Source organism: Streptomyces sp. STAM6 (assembly GCF_054963715.1).
The window spans coordinates 62,468-81,220 of sequence record NZ_JBUEFZ010000022.1 but is presented as its reverse complement, the minus strand read 5'-3'; the positions used below and the strand labels follow the sequence as shown (position 1 = coordinate 81,220).

Below are 18,753 nucleotides of genomic sequence, written 5' to 3'. Positions count from 1 at the left end.
CTCAGAGCTGCCGGAGGTGGTCGCGCAGTCTGCGGGCGACGTCCGCCATGAGGGCCTCGGCGCCGGGCTGGGTGCTCGCCGGAACGAGCGACTCGGTGAGCACGGCCACGGCGAAGGCCTGGCCGTCGGAGTGCTCGACGACCCCGATCTCGTGGCGGAGGTTGAGCAGGGTGCCGGTCTTCGAGGACCAGGTGGTGGCGTCGGAGCTGAAGTCCGGGGCGAGCCGGTGCCGGATCACGTTGTGCGCCATGAGCTCGCGTACCCGGGCGGCGACTTCGGGGTGGATCGCGGAGGGCGTCCAGAGCGCCTGGAGCAGATCGGCGTAGGCGCGTGCGCTGCCGGTGTTGGCCCGGGTGGTGTCGAGCTGGGGTACGCGGTGGCCGCGGCCGCCGGTGCCGGCGTCGATGGCGAGGGCGTGGGCGAGGTGCGCCTGGGCGGCGTCGAAGCGTTCCACGGGGGTCTCGGTGAGTTCGCGGAGGGTGTGCCGGACGGTGATGCCGCCGACGCCGGACTCGTGGAGGATCGCGGCGACCCGGGCCGGCGGGGTGAGGTCGAACAGCGCGTCGGCGGCGGCCCCGTCGCTCAGACAGGTGCTCAGGTAGAGCAGGTCGTCGATCGCGATCCGCGCGGGGTGGCGGAACCGGCTGAGCCCGGTGGGGCCGGGGGTGGTGATCCGGCCCGGCGGGATGTCGAGCGTCGTGGCGCCGTCGAGTTCACCGCGCCGGATGCGCTCCGCCGTCGCCAGCGCGAGCGGGACCTTGACCAGCGACGCGGAGGGCAGCTGGGTGTCCGGCTCGATGCCCAGCTCGTCGCCCGTGTGGAGGTCCCGTACGAGCAGGCAGCCGTGCAGACCGCCGTCGTGCAGTTGCCGGCGCATCGCGCGGAGCAGTGCCTCGGTGCTCACTTCCCCGTTCCTTCCCCGTCGTCGTGTGGTGTGCCGGCGCCGAGGCAGCGGGCGATGGCCGCGCCGAGCCGCGCCTCGATGTGCTGGGGGTTGCCGTCGGCGGAGGCGGCCAGGGCGTAGCCGCGGCGGAGCGTGATCCCGCCGACCGGCCGCCAGTCGAGGGCCAGTTCGTCCGCCTGGGCCGCCGAACACAGCAACAGGTCGTCGCCGCAGAGGACTTCGGCCGCCGCGGTGGTCAGTTCCGCTGCGACGACGAGTTGCGCGGGCCGCAGGCCGACGGCGTCGCGCAGCCGCGTCAGCGGGTCTCGGATGTGCGGGACGTCGTCCTCGGGCTGGATCCAGACGCGGCGGGCCGGGCCGGAGGACGCTCGTCCCACCCGCAGGGTCTCCAGGTGGACGCGGTTCACCCCGGGGTCGCGTGCGCCGGCCAGGCCGAGCGGCACGGACCAGGTCGCCTCGGCCTCGGGGACGGCGAGCAGGGCGGCGCGCACCTGCTGTGTGTGGATGAGCTCCGTGCGGCGTGCCGGTGGGGCGGGACGGAGGTCGAGGGTGGTGCCGTGTGCGCGCGCTTCGGCGACGAGGCGGGCGAGGGCGACGGTCGGGCAGATGCCGGGCACCGCGAGCCGCCACGGCTTGCGTGTGGCGGCCTCCGCCTCGTCCAGCAGCACGTCGGCGGCCTGTACGAGCTGTCGGGCCACCGGCAGCATGTCCCGGCCGAAGGGGGTGAGGACGGCGCGTCGCGACGTGCGCTCGAACAGCCGCTCGCCGAGACGTTCCTCCAGCGCGGCGACACGGCGGCTGGCCACCGGTTGGGACATCCGGGCGGCGGCCGCGCCGACGGTGAAACTGCCCCGCTCGCTGACGCTGACGAACGCACGACATGCCCCCACCAGATCCACACTCCGCACCCTATGCCAGAACGGCATGGAATCGCGCGGAAGCGTATTGGACCGCATGACGGCGCGGCGGTGAGGGTGTTCCCGACAGCCATCCCCCATCGGAGGTTCGGACCATGCAGCAGACGACCCGTGCCCGGCGCGCCGCACCGGGGCGTGTTTCGAAAGTCCCGTCTCGCCGGGAACGCCTGGCTCGCACGCTCGCCGCGCTCGCCCTCGTCCCGATCACCGCGTGCGGCGGGCAAGGGTCTTCGGGGGCTTCCCCGGTGGGCCCGTCGTCTCCGGCCGCCGCGGCGTCCGTGCCCGCGGCGTCGTCGGTGGCGGGCGCGGCTCCGGCCGCGAAGCCGTACGCCGCGAAGCTGAAGGAGCTGGAGCGGGAGTTCGGGGCGCGGCTGGGGGTCTACGCCGTCGACACCGGCACCGGACGGGAGGTGGCCCACAACGACGGCGAACGGTTCGCCTACGCCTCCACGTTCAAGGCGCTCGCCGCCGGTGCCGTGCTGCGGAAGTACTCCCTGAGCGGCATGAACAAGGTGATCACGTACTCCAGGAGCGATCTGATCGCCCACTCTCCGGTGACCGGGAAGCACGTGGAGACCGGCATGACCCTGCGCGAGCTGTGCGAAGCCGCCGTCCGCTTCAGTGACAACACCGCGGCGAACCTGCTGTTCGACGCGCTCGGCGGGCCGAAGGGGCTCGAATCCGCCCTGCGGGACCTCGGTGACGATGTGATCCGGATGGACCGTCGGGAGCCGGAGCTGAGCCGCTGGGCACCGGGTGAGTCGCGGGACACGAGCACTCCGCGGGCGATGGCCCGGGATCTGCGCGCCTTCGTCCTCGGTGACGCCCTCGGCAGGGCGGAGCGCGACCAGCTCACGACGTGGCTGCGGAACAACGTCACCGGGGACGAGCTCATCAGGGCGGGGGTGCCCAAGGGCTGGGTGGTCGGCGACAAGACCGGCACGGGCAGTGGCTACGGTGCCCGGAACGACATCGCGGTCCTGTGGCCCCGGGGCGGCGCCGCGCCGATCGTGGTGGCGATCATGTCGAACCGCGGCAAGGCGGGCGACCACCACGACAACCGGCTGATCGCGCGGGCGGCGGCCGTGGTCGCCGAGTCGCTGTCGTAGCTCCTCAGCCCACCTGCGCTGCGAACGCCTCGTACGCCGGCTCGTCGAAGAGGACGAAGCGGACCTCCGTCACGGCCGTGTCCGCCTCGCGCACGGTCCGCACGGCGATGCGCGCCGCGTCCTCGATCGGCCATCGGTAGACACCGGTCGAGATGGCCGGGAAGGCCACGGTCCGTGCCCCCAGTTCGTCGGCGACGCGCAGGGATTCGCGGTAGCAGGAGGCGAGCAGGCCGGAGCGGTCCTCGCTCCCCGAGTGGACCGGGCCCACGGTGTGGATCACCCACCGGGCGTGCAGACGGCCGGCCGTGGTGGCGACGGCCCGGCCGGTGGGCAGGCCGCGGCCGTGCTTCGAGGCGCGCAGGGCGCGGCAGTCGGCGAGGATCTCCGGTCCGCCGCGGCGGTGGATGGCGCCGTCGACGCCTCCGCCGCCGAGGAGCGAGGAGTTCGCGGCGTTGACGATGGCGTCGGCGTGCTGCTCGGTGATGTCTCCGAGGACGAGGGTGATGTTCACCGCCGGCTCTTTCGCAGATGGCGCCAGACCGCCTTGGCGGCGTTGTGACCCGACATGCCGTGGACACCGGGGCCGGGCGGGGTGGCGGACGAACAGATGAACACCGCGGGGTGCGGGGTGTGGTACGGGAAGAGGGACAGCCGGGGGCGCAGCATCAGCTGGAGGCCGCTGGCGGCGCCGCAGGCGATGTCACCGCCGACGTAGTTGGCGTTGCGCGCGGCCAGTTCGGGCGGTCCGGCGGTGGCGCGGGCGAGGACGAGGTCGCGGAAGCCGGGTGCGAAGCGCTCGATCTGCCGCTCGATCGCCTCGGTCAGGTCGCCCTCCCAGCGGTGGGGCACATGGCCGTACGCCCAGAAGACGTGCTTGCCCTCGGGGGCGCGGGCGGGGTCGACCAGGCTGGGCTGGGCGGTGATGAGGAAGGGGGTGTCGGGCGCGGTGCCGTGCGCGACGTTCTTCAGGGCGGTGTCGATGTCCCGGCTGCCGGGGCCGACTTGTACGGTGCCGGCCCGGCGGGGGGCTTCGGCGGTCCACGGGACGGGGCCGTCCAGGGCGTAGTCGATCTTGTAGACCGAGGCGCCGTAGCGGTACCCCTCGTAGAAGCGGCCGAACCCGGCGATGCGGGCGAGTGCGGTGGGTGAGGTGTCGAAGACGTACGCGCGCGCGGGCGGCAGGTCGTCGAGGCGCTTGACCTCGTAGGAGGTGTGGAGGGTGCCGCCGAGGTCCTTCACGTACGCCGCGAGGGCGTCCGAGAGGGACTGGGAGCCGCCGCGCGGGAGGGGCCAGCCGCCGGCGTGCGCGGCGAGGGCGAAGACGAGCCCGATCGCGCCGGTCGCCACGCCGCCGAGCGGCGCGATGACATGGGCGACGAGTCCGGCGAACAGGGCGCGGGCCCGGTCGTCCCGGAAGCGGCGCATCAGCCAGGTGGACGGGGGCAGTCCGGCGATGCCGAAGCGGGCGAGGGTGACGGGGTCGCGGGGCAGCGCGGTGAGCGGCAGTGACATGAAGTCACGGGCGAGGGTGTCCCACTTGCCGAGGTAGGGCTCGACGAGCCTGCGGTACGCGCCCGCGTCCCGGGGGCCGAAGGAGGCGGCGGTCTCGGAGACGGACCGGGAGAGGACGGCCGCGGTGCCGTCGTCGAAGGGGTGGGCCATCGGCAGCTCGGGGTGCAGCCACTCCAGCCCGTAACGGTCGAGGGGCATGGCCTTGAACGCGGGCGAGCCGACGCCGAGGGGGTGCACGGCGGAGCAGGGGTCGTGGCGGAAGCCGGGGAGGGTGAGCTCCTCGGTCCTGGCACCGCCCCCGACGGTGTCGAGGGCCTCGAAGACGGCGACGGAGAAGCCCCTGCGGGCCAGTTCCGCGGCGGCGGTCAGCCCGTTGGGCCCCGCCCCCACCACGACTGCATCGAGCATCGACGGCACCTTCGGACTCCTTCGTCGGGCGGTGGCCAGGGAAACCAGGATATTCGGGCGGGACCGGGTGTGGTGACCGGGTGGGCGGCCGGTCACTGCGGGCGCAGCAGGCCGCGTATCCGCTCGGCCGTGGCGGCGTCGCGGGCGGCGGTGAAGGGGAGTTCATTGCCCCCGGTGACGCTGAAGGGTGTGCCGGCGAGCGTGGTGTGCGCGCCTCCGGCCTCCTCCACCAGCAGCAGGCCCGCCGCATGGTCCCAGGCGTATTCCCAGGAGAACGCGACCGCGTCCAGTTCGCCCCGGGCCACGGCGAGGTATTCCAGGCCCGCCGCCCCGCAGGGGTGGGGCCGGACGCCGTCGGTGTTCAGGCCGAGGAGCGCTGCCTTCTGTTCGGGCGTGGTGTAGTCGGGGTGGGACGTGGCGACCCGCAGGGGGGCGCCCGGCGCGGGCGAGCCCGCCCGTATCGCCCCGCCGTTCACCCGTGCCCCGCCGCCGCGCAGCGCGACGGCCATCTCGTCCCGGGCGGGGGCGAACGTCCACGACGCGTACACCACACCGTGCCGGGCGAGCGCGACGAGCGTGCAGAACCCGGGATCGCCGTGGCTGAAGTGCCAGGTGCCGTCGACCGGGTCGACGATCCACACGGGCGCGTCCTCGCGCAGCGCGTCGTACACCGCCGGGTCGGCGTGCACGGCCTCCTCGCCGACCACGACGGAGCCGGGCAGCAGCGCGGTGAGGGAGGCGGTGAGGTGTGCCTCGGCCGACCGGTCTGCCACCGTCACCAGGTCGTGCGGGCCCTTCTTCTCGACGATCTCGTGCGCGGCCAGCTGTCGCCAGCGCGGCATGATCTCGGCGGCGGCCGCCGCGCGCACCGCCTCCTCGACCTCGGACAGGGAACCGTCGAGAAAGTCTTCGATCATGCGTCCAGCTAACCACGGCCCGCTGACAGCGGGGCGGCGGGTCAGCGTCCGACCGCGTAACCCTGCATTCCGCGCGGGTTCGCCGCCGCAGACAGGACCCCGGTCCGCGGGTCACGGGCGACCGCGCAGAGCCGCCCCTCGGACCAGGGCGGGCCCACGGTGACATCGTGGCCGCGGCGGCGCAGTTCCTCGACGACGTCCGGGTCCGTGCGCGACTCGACGGTGACGGCGCCGGGGCGCATGCCGCGGGGATGGAAGGAGCCGGGGAAGCTCTCGGTGTGCCAGTTCGGCGCGTCGATCGCGGCCTGGAGGTCCAGTCCGCCGTGGGTGACGGCCAGCCAGAAGTGCAGCTGCCACTGGTCCTGCTGGTCGCCGCCGGGGGTGCCGAACGCCATGACCGGCACACCGTCGCGCAGGGCCAGGGTGGGGCTGAGCGTCGTGCGGGGGCGGCGGCCCGGGGTCAGCGAGTTCGGGAGGCCCGGGTCGAGCCAGGCCATCTGGAGCCTGGTGCCGAGCGGGAAGCCCAGCTCGGGGACCACGGGATTGGACTGCAGCCAGCCTCCGCTGGGGGTGGCCGCGACCATGTTGCCCCAGCGGTCGACGATGTCGAGGTGGCAGGTGTCGCCGCGGGTGGCACCGTCGCCGCCGACGGTCGGCTCGCCGGTGCCCGCGGCGAACGAACCGCCGGCTCCGGCGAGGCGGGGCGCTCCCGCGGCGACGGCGACCGCATGGGAGCTGAGGACCGGTGTGCGCCCGCCGGGGCTGCCGGGCCGCAGTTCGTACGAGGCCTTGGCGCCGATCAGGGCCCGCCGTCCGGCGTTGTAGGCGGCGGACAACAGGGTGTCCAGGGGGACGGCTGCCGCGTCTCCGTACCAGGCCTCACGGTCGGCCATGGCCAGTTTGCAGCCCTCGACGAGGAGGTGGACGTAGTCGGCGGAGCCGTGGGGCGGCACATCGTCGGGCAGGAGGGCGAGTTGCTGGAGGAGGACGGGCCCCTGGCTCCAGCCGCCGGCCTTGCACAGGGTCCAGCCGTTGTGGTCGTGGGTGACCGGGTCCTCGTACGTCGCGGACCAGCCGGCCAGGTCGGCGGCGGTCAGGGTGCCGGTGTGGCGGCTGCCGCTGGAGTCCATGGTGGGGCGGCCGGACTGGCGCACCAGCGCCTCGGCGACGAACCCGGTGCGCCAGATGCGGCGGGCCTCCTCGATCTGCCCGGTACGGTCGGCGCCGGCGGCCGCGACGGCCTCGGCGGTCAGCCTGCGCCAGGTCCGCGCGAGTGCGGGGTTGCGGAACGGTTCACCGGGGGCGGGGGCCTTCCCGTCCACCAGGTACACCTCGCCGGAGGTGGTCCACTCGGTCTCGAAGAGTCCCCGTACCGTCTCGACGGTCTCACCGACCCGTGCCACGGGCGGGTGGCCGTCCTCGGCGTACGCGACGGCGTAACGCAGTACCTGGGACAGGGTTTTGGTGCCGTGGTCGCGCAGGAGCAGCATCCAGGCGTCGAAGGCACCGGGCACGGCGGCGGCGAGGGGCCCTGTACCGGGGACCAGCTCCAGGCCGAGGGAGCGGTAGTGGCCGGTGGTCGCGCCCGCGGGTGCCGGCCCCTGTCCGCACAGCACCCGCACGGGCCCGCCGGCGGGCGCGAGCAGCACCGGCACCTCGCCGGCCGGGCCGTTGAGGTGGGGCTCCACGACGTGCAGCACGAAACCTGCGGCGACGGCCGCGTCGAAGGCGTTGCCGCCGTCCTCCAGAACGGCCATGGCGGACTGGGAGGCGAGCCAGTGGGTGCTGGACACCATGCCGAAGGTGCCCCGGAGGGTGGGCCGGGTGGTGAACATGGGCGGATGCTACGCCTCGGCTGTCCCTTCGTGGGGTCAGCCGGCCGGCCCGACGCCGGGGCCGTCGGCGCCGTGTACCGCGCCCGGGACGCCACCGGCCGGGGCGCCCGGCCGCGGTCGGCGAGCGGCCGCAGCCCCTCGGGGGACGGGGCCTTCCCGGCGCGGAGTGCGGGCGGCGCCGACCGCCGGGCCCTCTCCGCGGCGAAACGGCGCCCGTCGCCGGATTCCGGCGCGAACCGGCTGCCGGCGGAGACGGTGCCGGTCGCGGATCCGGCGTGCCCGGCTGATGCGGCGGGCGCGGGGATCCGGTGCGGGAGCAGCCAGGAAAGCTCAGTCCTGGGAGTTCAGTCCTGGGAGTTCAGTCCTGGGAGTTCAGTCCTGGGAGTTCAGTCCTGGGAGTTCAGCGCGGGGATGACCGCGGAGCCGTACGCGTCGATCGTCGCCTCCTTCGCGTCGTGCATGTTGTACACCGCGAACTGGTCGACGCCCAGGTCACGGAGCGCCTTCAGCTTCTCGATGTGAGCGGCGGGCGGCCCCAGCAGGCAGAAGCGGTCCACGATCTCGTCGGGCACGAAGTCGGTTGACGGGTTCCCGGCGCGGCCGTGGTGGCTGTAGTCGTAGCCCTGGCGGGCCTTGATGTACGCCGTGAGGGCCTCGGGCACCAGACCCGAGTGCTCGCCGTACCGGCTCACCAGATCGGCCACGTGGTTGCCGACCATGCCGCCGAACCACCGGCACTGCTCGCGGGCGTGGTCCAGGTCGTCCCCGACGTACGCCGGCGCGGCCACGCAGACGGTGATCTCCGCCGGGTCGCGGCCCGCCTCCGTGGCCGCCGTCCGCACCGCCTTCACCATCCACTCGGTGAGGAACGGGTCGGCGAGCTGGAGGATGAAGCCGTCCGCCTTCTGTCCGGCCAGGGCGAGGGCCTTCGGCCCGTAGGCGGCCATCCACACGGGCAGCCTGCCGTCCCGGACCCACGGCAGGCGCAGTGGCTGTCCGTCGACCTCCGCCTCCCGGCCCTCGGCCAGGTCGCGGATGACGCCGATCGCCTCGCCCAGCCGTGCGAGGGTGTTGGGTTTGCGGCCCGCGACCCGCATCGCGGAGTCCCCGCGGCCGATGCCGCACACGGTCCGGTTGCCGAACATGTCGTTGAGCGTGGCGAAGGTGGAGGCGGTGACCTCCCAGGTCCGGGTCCCGGGGTTGGTGACCATGGGGCCGACGGTGAGTTTCTGGGTGTGTTCCAGGATCTGGCTGTAGATGACGAACGGCTCCTGCCAGAGCACGGCGGAGTCGAAGGTCCAGCCGTAGCGGAACCCGTTGCGCTCGGCGCGCCGCATCAGGCCGACGACCGCCGAGGCGGGCGGGTCGGTCTGCAGGACGAGTCCGAAGTCCATGCCGGGGCCTCCTAGTTCAGGTACTGACAGGTGGAGCGCGGGACGTACACGCCGTGTCCGGCGCGGCCGGTCCACGTCCGCCGGTCGAGGACGACCTCGCCGCGCGAGAGGACCGTCTCGACCTGTCCGGTGACGGTCCTGCCCTCGTACGCCGAGTAGTCGACGTTCATGTGGTGTGTACGGACCGAGAGGGTCTGGTGCGCGTGCGGGTCGTAGATGACGACGTCGGCGTCGGCGCCGGGCGCGAGGGTGCCTTTCTTGGGGTGGAGGCCGAACATGCGGGCCGGGGTGGTGCAGGCGATCTCGATCCAGCGGCGGCGGCTGATGTGGCCGTCGACGACGGCCTGGTGGAGCAGGTCCATCCGGTTCTCCACGCCCGGCAGCCCGTTGGGGATCTTGGAGAAGTCGCCCCGGCCGAGCTCCTTCTGGCCGACGAAGCAGAAGGGGCAGTGGTCGGTGGAGACGACCTGGAGGTCGTTGGTGCGCAGTCCCCGCCAGAGGGCCGCCTGGTGCTCGCGGGGCCGCAGTGGTGTGCTGCAGACGTACTTGGCGCCTTCGAAACCCGGCTCGGCGAGGTTGTCGGTGGACAGGAAGAGGTACTGGGGGCAGGTCTCGCCGAAGACGTTGAGGCCCTTGTCGCGGGCGGCGGCGAGTTCGGCGACGGCCTCCTCGGCGGAGACGTGCACCACGTACAGCGGTGCGCCGGCCACCCGGGCGAGCTGGATGGCGCGGTGGGTGGCCTCGGCCTCCAGGAGGACCTTGCGGACCTCCCCGTGGTAGCGGGGGTCGGTCTCGCCACGGGCCAGCGCCTGCTCGACGAGGACGTCGATGGCGATGCCGTTCTCGGCGTGCATCATGATCAGCCCGCCGTTGGCCGACGAGCGCTGCATGGCGCGCAGGATCTGCCCGTCGTCGCTGTAGAAGACGCCGGGGTAGGCCATGAAGAGCTTGAAGGAGGTGACGCCCTCCTCGACGAGCAGGTCCATCTCCTTGAGCGAGGACTCGTTGACGTCGGAGAGGATCATGTGGAAGGCGTAGTCGACGGCGCACTTGGTGTCCGCCTTGGCGTGCCAGGCGTCCAGGCCCTCCCGGAGGGAGTGGCCGACGGACTGGACGGCGAAGTCGACGATGGTGGTGGTGCCGCCCCAGGCGGCGGCGCGGGTGCCGCTCTCGAAGTCGTCGGAGGCGAAGGTGCCGCCGAACGGCAGTTCCATGTGGGTGTGGGCGTCGACGCCGCCCGGGATGACGTACTTGCCGGTCGCGTCGATGGTGCGGTCGGCGGTCCAGGCCTCGGCGGCGGTCGTGCCGTGGGCGGCGACGGCGGCGATCCGGCCGTCCTCGATCAGTACGTCGGCATGGGTCTCGTCGGCGGCGGTGATGACGAGTCCGCCGCGGATCAGGGTACGGGTGGTCATGGTGCGGCTCCTTCGGCTAGATGGAGCGCAGGGCTCGTTCGAGGACGGAGGCGCCCTCCTCGGCCTCGGCGACGGTCAGCGAGAGCGGCGGGGCGATGCGCAGGACGCTGGTGCGGTGGCCGCCGCCCCTGCCGACGAGCAGACCGCCCTCGCGGGCCGCTTCGAGGACGGCCCCGAGGGCGCGCGGGTCGGGGTCGTCGGTACCGGGGGCGACGATTTCGAGGCCGATCATCAGTCCGCGACCGCGGACCTCACGGACGAAGTCGACGGTGGCCGCGGCGGCGCGGAGCCGTTCCAGGAGGAGCCCGCCGACGCGCCGTGCGTTGCCCTGCAGATCGTGTTCCAGCAGGTACGAGAGGTTCGCCAGGCCCGCCGCCATGGTGATCGGCGAGCCGCCGAACGTGGAGATGGAGTTGGCGTCCAGGGAGTTCATGACCTCGGCACGGGCGACGACGCCGCCGATCGACATGCCGTTGCCGATGCCCTTGGCGAAGGTGAGGATGTCGGGCGGGCCGTTGCGGTCGTGGGCCTGCCAGCCCCAGAAGTGCTCACCGGTGCGGCCCCAGCCGGTCTGCACCTCGTCGCTGATCCACAGGATGCCGTGGCGGCGCAGGACGTCGCGGAACGCGGCGTACAGCCCGTCGGGCGGTGAGGTGAAGCCGCCGACGCCCTGGATCGGTTCGGCGATCAGCGCGGCGACGTCGCCGGTGTGGCCGATCAGGTCCTCCAGGTCGGCGACGCACGCCTCGATGAACGGCTCGTCGCTCAGGCGCGCGTAGGGGCCGCGGGTGCGGACGCCGCCGTGCACGTACAGCGTCTGCAGCGGGGAGAGGCTGGTCGGTGACCAGGCGCGGTTTCCGGTGACGGAGATCGCCGAGAAGGACCGGCCGTGGTAGCTGTTGCGCATCGCCAGGATCTGATTGGTGCGGCGGTGGGCGGTGGCGAGGAGCAGGGCGGTGTCGTTGGCCTCCGTCCCCGAGGTGGTGAAGAAGACCCGGGCGTCGGGGATGCCGGAGAGGGCCGCGATCCGCTCCGCGAGGTCGATCATGGGCCGGTTGAGGTAGAGCGTGGACGAGTGGATGAGCCGCGCGGCCTGCTCGCTGACGGCCGCGGTGACCTCGGGCAGGGCGTGGGCGGTCATGGTGGTGAGGATGCCGCCGAAGAAGTCGAGGTAGCGCTTGCCGTCGGCGTCCCAGACGTGGCGGCCCTCGCCGTGGGTGATCTCGAGGGGGTCCTGGTAGTAGAGGGAGAGCCAGTCGGGGAGGACGGCCTTGTGGCGCTTGAGGAGGTCGCTGTTCACGGCTGTACCAGCCCCTCGTACGCGTCGGGCCGGCGGTCGCGGTAGAACGCCCACTGCCGGCGTACGTCGTCGATGAGGCGGAGGTCGAGGTCACGGACGACCAGTTCCTCCTCCTTGTCGGACGCGAGGTCGCCGACGAACTGGCCGCGCGGGTCGACGAAGTAGCTGGTGCCGTAGAAGTCGTTGTCGCCGTACTCCTCCCGGCCGACGCGATTGATGGCGGCGACGAAGTACTCGTTGGCGACGGCGGCGGCGGGCTGCTCCAGCTGCCAGAGGTGGGAGGAGAGGCCGCGGTGGGTGGCGGAGGGGTTGTAGACGAGCTGGGCGCCGTTGAGGCCGAGTTGGCGCCAGCCCTCGGGGAAGTGGCGGTCGTAGCAGATGTAGACGCCGACCCGCCCGACGGCGGTGTCGAAGACCGGCCAGCCGAGGTTTCCGGGCTTGAAGTAGTACTTCTCCCAGAAGCCCTTGACCTGCGGGATGTGGTGCTTGCGGTACTTGCCGAGGTACGAACCGTCGGCATCGATCACCGCGGCGGTGTTGTAGTAGAAGCCGGCGTCCTCGATCTCGAAGACCGGTACGACGATCACCATGCCGGTCTCACGGGCGAGGTCCTGCATCCGGCGGACGGTGGGGCCGTCGGGTACGGGCTCGGCCCAGCGGTAGTGCTCCGGCTCCTGGACCTGACAGAAGTACGGGGCGTTGAAGACCTCTTGGAAGCCGATGACCTTGGCACCCTGCCGGGCGGCCTCCCGGGCGTGCTCCTCATGCTTGGCGATCATGGAGTCGGTGTCGCCGGTCCAGGTCGCCTGGACGAGTGCGGCGCGGACGATGTGGGACATGAGCTGCTCCTTCGGCGCGGCGTCAGAGAGCCTCTACGCACGTAGACCGGGTGCGTAGATGGAGAACGTAAGCCTCGTCACATCCCTGAGCAAGACCGCCGCCGTCAACCACCGGAGTCGATCACGTTTCGTACCCGACTGGTCGACACCGGTCATTTTTCAGTGTCGACTCAGGCACTCACCAGCCCCGCCACCCGCAGGGCGTGCACGACGTCGCGCTCCCGGGCCGGCGACACCGCACGAGCGGCCGCCAGCAGCGGGGGCACCAGCCGGTGCGGGGCGTGCGCGGCCAGCCGGGCCGCGTCCTCGGCGGTGCGGGAACCGGCGTACGCCTCGATCAGCGCCCACGCCCTCGGGTCGCCGTCGTCCAGCGCCAGCACCGCGGCCGCGGTCTCGTCCGGGGGCCGTGCGACGCCCTGCCGCAGCAGCTGCCGGGCGTCCCCTTCCCGCCCGGCCAGGGTGAGCGCGCCGGCGAGGTCGGCCAGCGACTCGGACGGCAGGGAGGCCGCCTCCCAGAGAAGGGTGGCCCAGTCGGGGGCGAGGCCCGCCCGCTCCAGTCCGGCGGCGAGCACCGGCAGCCAGGACGCGGGCCAGGCGGCGGCCTCACAGAGCAGTGCGTGCGCCTCTCCCCCGCGCCCCTCGGCGCGCAGGGCGAGGAGGGTCGTGACGGCATCGCGGGCGGCGGCATCACGGGCCGCGGGCTCCCGGGACCCGCCGCCGTCGCCGGCCGACCAGGGGTCCGCCGGGTCCACCGGGTCGTGCGGGTGACCGGGGTCCTCGTCTCCCCGCCGGGGGTCGTGCGGGTGCGGGGCCTCCTCGGTGGCCGCGCCGCCGAAGCGCGCGCCTCGTGGTACGGCGCCGGTGACCGGGAGTTCCGGCACGGCGGTCGGCTCGTCCTCTCCCTCGACCCATGCGTACCTCGCACCCCGGGGCCGCTGCTTCCTGTTCCCGGCGGCACCCCGGCCCCACCTCGCGCGTGCGGGGGCCGGGGCCGGTGCGGGGGCCGGTCCGGGAGCGGGGGCGGGCGGCGCGGCGTCGGGCGGCCCGGATACGCCCTGTGCGGGGGCACCTGGCGCGGGAGCGGCCGACGCCGGGGCGCCCGGCGCGGGGACCCCGCCGGTGCCGTCCGCCGGCCGAGCGGCGTCCGGGGCGCCCCACGCGGAAACGTCCGGCGAGGCGGTCTGCGCGGACGCCGCCGCTGCCGGGACGCGTGGCACCGGCCCTGCCGCCGTGGGAGCGGCCGGCGCCGGCCCGGGCGGCGCGGCATCGGCCCGGCGGAACCAGTCGTCGGGCGGGGCGGCCGGTGGCTCCAGCGGGAGGGCGGCCAGCCGGGCGCGCAGTTCGGTGATGCGGGCCGACGCGCGGGCGTGGTCGTCGCGCAGCCAGGCCAGGTCGTGGGCGAGCCGTTCCGCCTCCGCGGTGCCTTCCGGGACCGCGCTCAGGCGGGTCACCAGCTCCTCGCCGTGGCGCGCCGTGCGGGCCTGCTCCCGCAGCATCAGTTCCAGTCGCGCGTGCAAGGCGGCCCGTCCGCCGGGAAGCCGGTCGTGGACGGCGGCCGCAGCCGCGTGGAGCTCCCGCGCGCGCCGGGTCTCCGACGCGTCGGCCTCGGCCCCGCGCACGGCGGCGAGGTCCTGGAGCAGCGCCTCGACGACATCCCAGGGCGGGATCTCCGTACCGTCCAGGCAGGCCCGCATGCCGTCGGGGTCGCGCCGGCGGAAGACGCCGTACCAGCCGCCCCCTTCGTCGAGCAGCCCTGTCAGCCCCCTCAGGTAGTGCGCGAGTGCCGAGATGTCCGACGGGAGTTGATGCTCCGTCATGTCCGCCCCTGCCTGCGATCGACTGGAACCTTCCGGTCCGTCCGCAGGCATTGGACCCCATATGTGTTACGGCACGGCTACGGGAAGTTTGCACTCCGGGACTTCACGGGTGTGAGCCGTCGTAGACGTCGCGTGCCTGGGTGATCAGTCCGCCGTCCCTCCGGGACCCGTCGCGGGCCACGTCCATGGGCCCGATCGGGGAGCGCCCGAGCGCCGTCAGTTCGTACGCGACCCGCGGCGGGTTCTCGTCGTGGACGGTCCTGGTGAGGAAGCCGTCGCGCTCCATGGCGCGGAGCGTCTCGGTGAGCACTTCGGGTGTGATCCAGTGCGGCGGGACGCGGTTCCCCGAAGCGGCGCGGGCCGCCCTCCAGGCAGCGCAGCACCACCCCGGACCACCTGTCCCCCACGCGGAACGGCTGAGCGCCGTCGGCGCAGCCGGGGGCGTCGAACATGCCGGGGTCCAGCCGCTCTCCCATCCGGCCGACGCCGGCCCAGCACCGTTGACTGACGATGGTCCCGCCGCTGGACCAGCACGCGGAGGGCCGGCGCACGGGGGGCTACCGGACCGCGGTGGGCCGGGCGCCGGAGGGCTCCGGGCACATCGGGCTCGCCGGTCTCGCGACCGCGGCTGTGGGAAGGCGACCTGGTGAGCGTCGACTGCGGCGCGGTTCTGGACGGCTGGGTGGGCGACTCGGCGATCAGCTTCACCGTCGGCCGGGCCCGGCCGCAGGACACCCGGCTGATCGACACGGCGTACGAGGCCCCTGGAGGCGGGCATCGGGGCGGCCGTCGTGGGCAACCGCATCGGCGACAACGCCCATGCGGTCGGCCGCGTCTGCCGCGCCGCGGGGTACGGCATCCCGGACGGCTTCGGCGGTCACGGCGTGGGCCGCACGATGCACGAGGGCCCGGGCGTCCCCAACGAGGGCCGGCGGGCCGCGGCATGCCCCTGCCCCACGGCATGGTGCCGGCGATCGAGCCGAGGGTCACCGCCGGCGGCGACGACCACTGCACCGTCCGCGACGGCTGGACGGTCCGCACCACCGACGGCAGCCGCGCGGCCCACACGGAACACACGATCGCCATCACCCACGACGGGCCCCGCGTGCTGACGGCCCTGTGACCCTCACAGCGCGGAGAACAGGAACGCGGCGACGGCCAGGGACAGGGTGACCGTGCCGGCGAAGGCGGTCCCGGCACGCAGCAGCGCGTTCGCCGGACACGCGCCGCCGCGCCTGGCCAGCAGTCCCGTCACCGCCGCGACCAGCACGCAGAAAAGCGTGTCGACCGCGAGGACCAGGCAGACGACTACGAGACGGAGCGTGGACGGGTTCATGGTGTCTCCCCCTTGACGGCGTGAATCGGTTCACCGCCAATTTCGGGACTTTCACGTTCAGCGGCGTTCGGAGCGAACGAAGATGAACGGGAACGGTCTGCGAAAGGGGTGCGCCCGGCATGGGGGAAGCGGTCGACGGCCCGGGAGCGGCACTCGCCGCACGGCTGCGTGCGTTACGGCTACGACGGGGCCTGCAGATGGCCGGGCTGCAACAGCGGTCGGGACTGGGCCGCACCACCGTCAGCCAGGCGCTGAACGGGCGGGCCCTCCCGTCCGAGGCGACCGTGCTCGCGCTGGCGAAGGCCCTGCGCGCGGACCCCGAGCCCCTGCTGGCACTCCGCCGCGAGGCGGCCCCCGAGGAACGCGGCGGCGATGTCCCTCCCTCCCGCCGCGCCTCACCCCCGTCGCACTTCACCGAACGGTACCTGGACTACGTGGCCGAGCGGCATGCCCAGCTGACCGTCGTGGGGCTGGACCTGAGCCGGCCCGGGCGCGCCGTGTGGCCGCTGGACGCCGCCTACCTCAGTCTCGAACTGGCCGAACAACGCGAGGGCTGGCGCGGTGGGGAGGATGTGCCGCACCGGACGCAGACCCTGTGCCGGGCCGAGTACGCGATCGCCGGCCGCCGGCGCATCCTGCTCAAGGGGCTGGCCGGCAGCGGCAAGACGACCCTGCTGCAGTGGCTGGCCGTGTCGGCGGCCCGTGACCGGCTGCCCGCCGAACTGGCCGACTGGCAGGGCAGGATTCCCTTCGTCCTCCCTCTGCGCACCCTCGTACGGCGTGGACCGCTCCCCCGGGCACACGAGTTCCTCGCCGCCGTGGGCTCACCGCTGGCAGCCGCCGAGCCGGCCGGCTGGGCCGACGACCTGCTCTCCCGGGGCCAGGCGCTCATCCTCGTCGACGGTGTGGACGAGGTGCCGCAGGAGCAGCGCCACGCGACGCGGGAGTGGCTGCGGGGACTGCTGTCCGCCTACCGTGACGTCACCTTCGTCGTCACCACCCGCCCCTCGGCCGTGCCGGAGGGCTGGCTGGCGTCCGCCCCGCTCAGCTTCACCGAACTGACCGTACGCCCCATGGGCGCCGCCGACACCGGGCTGTTCGTGAGCCGATGGCACACGGCGGCACGGCACGGCTGCACGAGCGACGCCGAGCGGGCCCACCTCGACGGACTGGAGGAGGCCCTGCGCCTGACGGTCCGGGCGGAGCGGGACATCGCCCAGCTGTCCACGACACCCCTGATGTGCGCGCTCATCTGCGCCCTGCACCGCGAGCGTCGCGGCCACCTGCCGCACAGCCGCATGGAGCTGTACGAAGCGGCCCTGTCCATGCTGCTGGTCCGCCGCGACCGGGAACGGGACATCATGGTGCCGGAGGGCATCCAGCTGAGCGAGCACCAGAGCATGCACCTGCTGCAACAGCTGGCGTACTGGCTGATCCGCAACCAGCAGACCGAGATGACCCGTGCGACGGCGGTGCGACTGCTGGAGGACACCCTGCGGTCCATGCCGGTCGTCACCCGGCAGGGCGGCGCGGAAGAAGTGCTGACCCATCTGGTGGGCCGCAGCGGGCTGCTGCGCAGACCGACCGCCGACACCGTCGACTTCGTCCACCGAACCTTCCAGGACTATCTCGGCGCCAAGGCGGCCGTGGAAGCGCTCGACTTCCCGCTACTGGTGCGGCACGCCCACGACAGCCAGTGGGAGGACGTCGTGCGTATGGCGATCGCCCACGCCCGCCCGGTCGAACGGGCGGACCTGCTGCGGAAACTGGTCGAACGCGGCGACGAGGAGAAGGAGCACCGCGCGCGGCTCCACCTCCTGGCCGCGGCGAGCCTGTCGTACGCGACGGAGGTCAGCCCCGAGGCGCGGGCGCTGGTCACGCGGCGGGCGGCCGCGTTCATGCCGCCGCGCAGCCCCCAGGAGGCGGACGAGCTCGCCGCGCTGGGGCCCGGGGTCCTGGACCTCCTGCCGCGCGACACGCAAGGCCTCCAAGAGGACGAGATGGCGGCCGTCGTGCGGACGGCCGTCGGCATCGGGGGCGATGCGGCGTTCGCCTTCCTCAAGCGATTCGGACCTGCCGCGGGCCCGCAGGTGGGTGTGGAACTGGCCCTGGGCTGGCTGGCCTTCGGGGCGGCCGAATACGCCCGCGAGGTGCTGGCGCCGCTGCGTGGGGAAGTCACTGTCGAGGTTGTCAACGGTGCGCAGGTTCACGCCCTGGCTCTGCTGAGGCCCCTCAAGCGGGTGGTGTTCCACCTCCCGCTGACCGACGAGCAGGTCGCCGAGCAGCTCTCGCCCGAGCACACCGAATCGCTGGGCATCTCCGAGGGCCACGCGCTGACGGGATTGCGCTTTGTCCGCGACCTGTCCGCACTGCGCCGGCTCGCCCTGCGCCGGTGCATACGGCTCGACGGGCTCGACGACCTGGCCGGACTGCCCCTGCCCGATCTTCTGCTGGGCGACCAGCCTGCGGGATTCTCTTTCGACGGGCTGCGGGACCTCCCCGGCCTGACCCGTCTGAAGCTCTTCACGACCCTGCCGTGGCGAACGCTCCGGGACCTGCCCGCTCCCCCGGAGTTGAGCAGTCTCTGGCTGGGCTCGCAGATCGAGGCGTCCCTCACCGGGATCACCCGGTGGGAGAATCTGCGGGAGGTCGTGGTGAACCATCCGCTGGACGCCGTGGAGTGGGACGAGCTGGCCGCTCTGCCCCAGCTGACGGAGCTGCATACACGGGACACCGACCTGGCCCTCGCCCCGCGGATGCCCCACGTCGCGACGCTGGAGCTGAGAGGCGAACGCTCCGACGTACGTCTGGATCTGCTGCCGGACCGCTTCCCCCACGTCCGCACTCTGCGGCTCAGCTGCATCGGGGGCTGGTCGCCGGACATCACCCCGCTCCAAGCCATGAAGGACATGAGCCTCCACATCCACGGCGCGGGGCACGTCACCGGCCTGGAAGGCTTCCCGCCCGACCGCGTCACGCTCTTTCCCCGCCCCCGCGCGGCCCTCTGACCCCTCCGGCCCGGGCCGTCCGCCCGGGCCGGAGGGGGCGCG

15 protein-coding genes and 1 pseudogene are annotated in these 18,753 nt (G+C 73.3%); 3 read left to right on the top strand and 13 right to left on the bottom strand.

Features of this window, described 5'->3' with window-relative positions:
• Position 1: 1 nt before the first annotated feature.
• Together ACY34K_RS23375 and ACY34K_RS23370 are read right to left on the bottom strand one after the other, a co-directional pair.
• Positions 2-904 (bottom strand): serine hydrolase, encoded by a 903-nt coding sequence (locus ACY34K_RS23375; RefSeq protein WP_462750228.1) that lies wholly within the window; start codon positions 902-904, stop codon positions 2-4.
• Positions 901-1,803, bottom strand: coding sequence for a LysR family transcriptional regulator (locus ACY34K_RS23370; RefSeq protein WP_462750226.1), 903 nt, complete (start codon positions 1,801-1,803; stop codon positions 901-903). The genes ACY34K_RS23375 and ACY34K_RS23370 overlap by 4 nt, the downstream gene beginning before the upstream one ends.
• Before the next feature lie 113 nt (positions 1,804-1,916).
• On the opposite strand from ACY34K_RS23370, the gene bla reads away from it, so the two are divergent.
• A complete protein-coding gene (gene bla, locus ACY34K_RS23365) occupies positions 1,917-2,930 on the top strand; it encodes a class A beta-lactamase (protein WP_462750224.1) in 1,014 nt (337 codons plus the stop codon).
• A gap of 4 nt (positions 2,931-2,934) precedes the next feature.
• Here the strand turns inward: bla and ACY34K_RS23360 are convergent, their stop codons facing one another.
• From ACY34K_RS23360 to ACY34K_RS23315, 10 genes are all read right to left on the bottom strand, one after another.
• The gene (locus ACY34K_RS23360) at positions 2,935-3,441 is read right to left on the bottom strand and encodes an O-acetyl-ADP-ribose deacetylase (RefSeq protein ID WP_462750222.1); all 507 of its coding nucleotides are present in this window, start codon (positions 3,439-3,441) and stop codon (positions 2,935-2,937) included.
• Positions 3,438-4,859, bottom strand: a complete 1,422-nt coding sequence (locus ACY34K_RS23355) for a phytoene desaturase family protein (protein WP_462750220.1) — start codon at positions 4,857-4,859, stop codon at positions 3,438-3,440. Before ACY34K_RS23355 ends, ACY34K_RS23360 begins: the two co-directional genes overlap by 4 nt.
• Positions 4,860-4,942: 83 nt before the next feature.
• The gene (locus ACY34K_RS23350) at positions 4,943-5,767 is read right to left on the bottom strand and encodes an inositol monophosphatase family protein (protein WP_462750218.1); all 825 of its coding nucleotides are present in this window, start codon (positions 5,765-5,767) and stop codon (positions 4,943-4,945) included.
• 41 nt (positions 5,768-5,808) lie between these two features.
• Positions 5,809-7,602 carry a gamma-glutamyltransferase family protein gene (locus ACY34K_RS23345; RefSeq protein ID WP_462750217.1) on the bottom strand — a complete coding sequence of 598 codons (1,794 nt, stop codon included), beginning with the start codon at positions 7,600-7,602 and terminating at the stop codon, positions 5,809-5,811.
• A 386-nt stretch (positions 7,603-7,988) separates the two neighbouring features.
• Positions 7,989-8,996 carry a TIGR03842 family LLM class F420-dependent oxidoreductase gene (locus tag ACY34K_RS23340; protein WP_462750215.1) on the bottom strand — a complete coding sequence of 336 codons (1,008 nt, stop codon included), beginning with the start codon at positions 8,994-8,996 and terminating at the stop codon, positions 7,989-7,991.
• A gap of 11 nt (positions 8,997-9,007) precedes the next feature.
• Positions 9,008-10,411: a dihydropyrimidinase gene (hydA, locus tag ACY34K_RS23335; protein WP_462750213.1), complete on the bottom strand. Its 1,404-nt coding sequence runs from the start codon at positions 10,409-10,411 to the stop codon at positions 9,008-9,010.
• A gap of 16 nt (positions 10,412-10,427) precedes the next feature.
• Positions 10,428-11,711: an aspartate aminotransferase family protein gene (locus ACY34K_RS23330; RefSeq protein WP_462750211.1), complete on the bottom strand. Its 1,284-nt coding sequence runs from the start codon at positions 11,709-11,711 to the stop codon at positions 10,428-10,430.
• On the bottom strand, positions 11,708-12,550 hold the full coding sequence (locus ACY34K_RS23325; RefSeq protein WP_462750209.1) for a nitrilase-related carbon-nitrogen hydrolase: 843 nt from the start codon (positions 12,548-12,550) through the stop codon (positions 11,708-11,710). The genes ACY34K_RS23330 and ACY34K_RS23325 overlap by 4 nt, the downstream gene beginning before the upstream one ends.
• 170 nt (positions 12,551-12,720) lie before the next feature.
• The gene (locus tag ACY34K_RS23320; RefSeq protein WP_462750207.1) at positions 12,721-14,367 is read right to left on the bottom strand and encodes a hypothetical protein; all 1,647 of its coding nucleotides are present in this window, start codon (positions 14,365-14,367) and stop codon (positions 12,721-12,723) included.
• Positions 14,368-14,470: 103 nt separating this feature from the next.
• The gene (locus ACY34K_RS23315; protein WP_462750205.1) at positions 14,471-14,677 is read right to left on the bottom strand and encodes a winged helix-turn-helix transcriptional regulator; all 207 of its coding nucleotides are present in this window, start codon (positions 14,675-14,677) and stop codon (positions 14,471-14,473) included.
• A 315-nt stretch (positions 14,678-14,992) separates the two neighbouring features.
• On the opposite strand from ACY34K_RS23315, the pseudogene ACY34K_RS23310 reads away from it, so the two are divergent.
• Positions 14,993-15,490, top strand: a pseudogene (locus tag ACY34K_RS23310) (M24 family metallopeptidase); the annotation flags it as partial.
• A gap of 3 nt (positions 15,491-15,493) precedes the next feature.
• Here ACY34K_RS23310 and ACY34K_RS23305 read toward each other — a convergent pair.
• Complete coding sequence (locus tag ACY34K_RS23305; protein ID WP_462750203.1) at positions 15,494-15,703, bottom strand: hypothetical protein; 210 nt, start codon at positions 15,701-15,703, stop codon at positions 15,494-15,496.
• Positions 15,704-15,822: 119 nt separating this feature from the next.
• On the opposite strand from ACY34K_RS23305, the gene ACY34K_RS23300 reads away from it, so the two are divergent.
• On the top strand, positions 15,823-18,711 hold the full coding sequence (locus tag ACY34K_RS23300) for an NACHT domain-containing protein (RefSeq protein ID WP_462750201.1): 2,889 nt from the start codon (positions 15,823-15,825) through the stop codon (positions 18,709-18,711).
• Positions 18,712-18,753 lie beyond the last annotated feature (42 nt).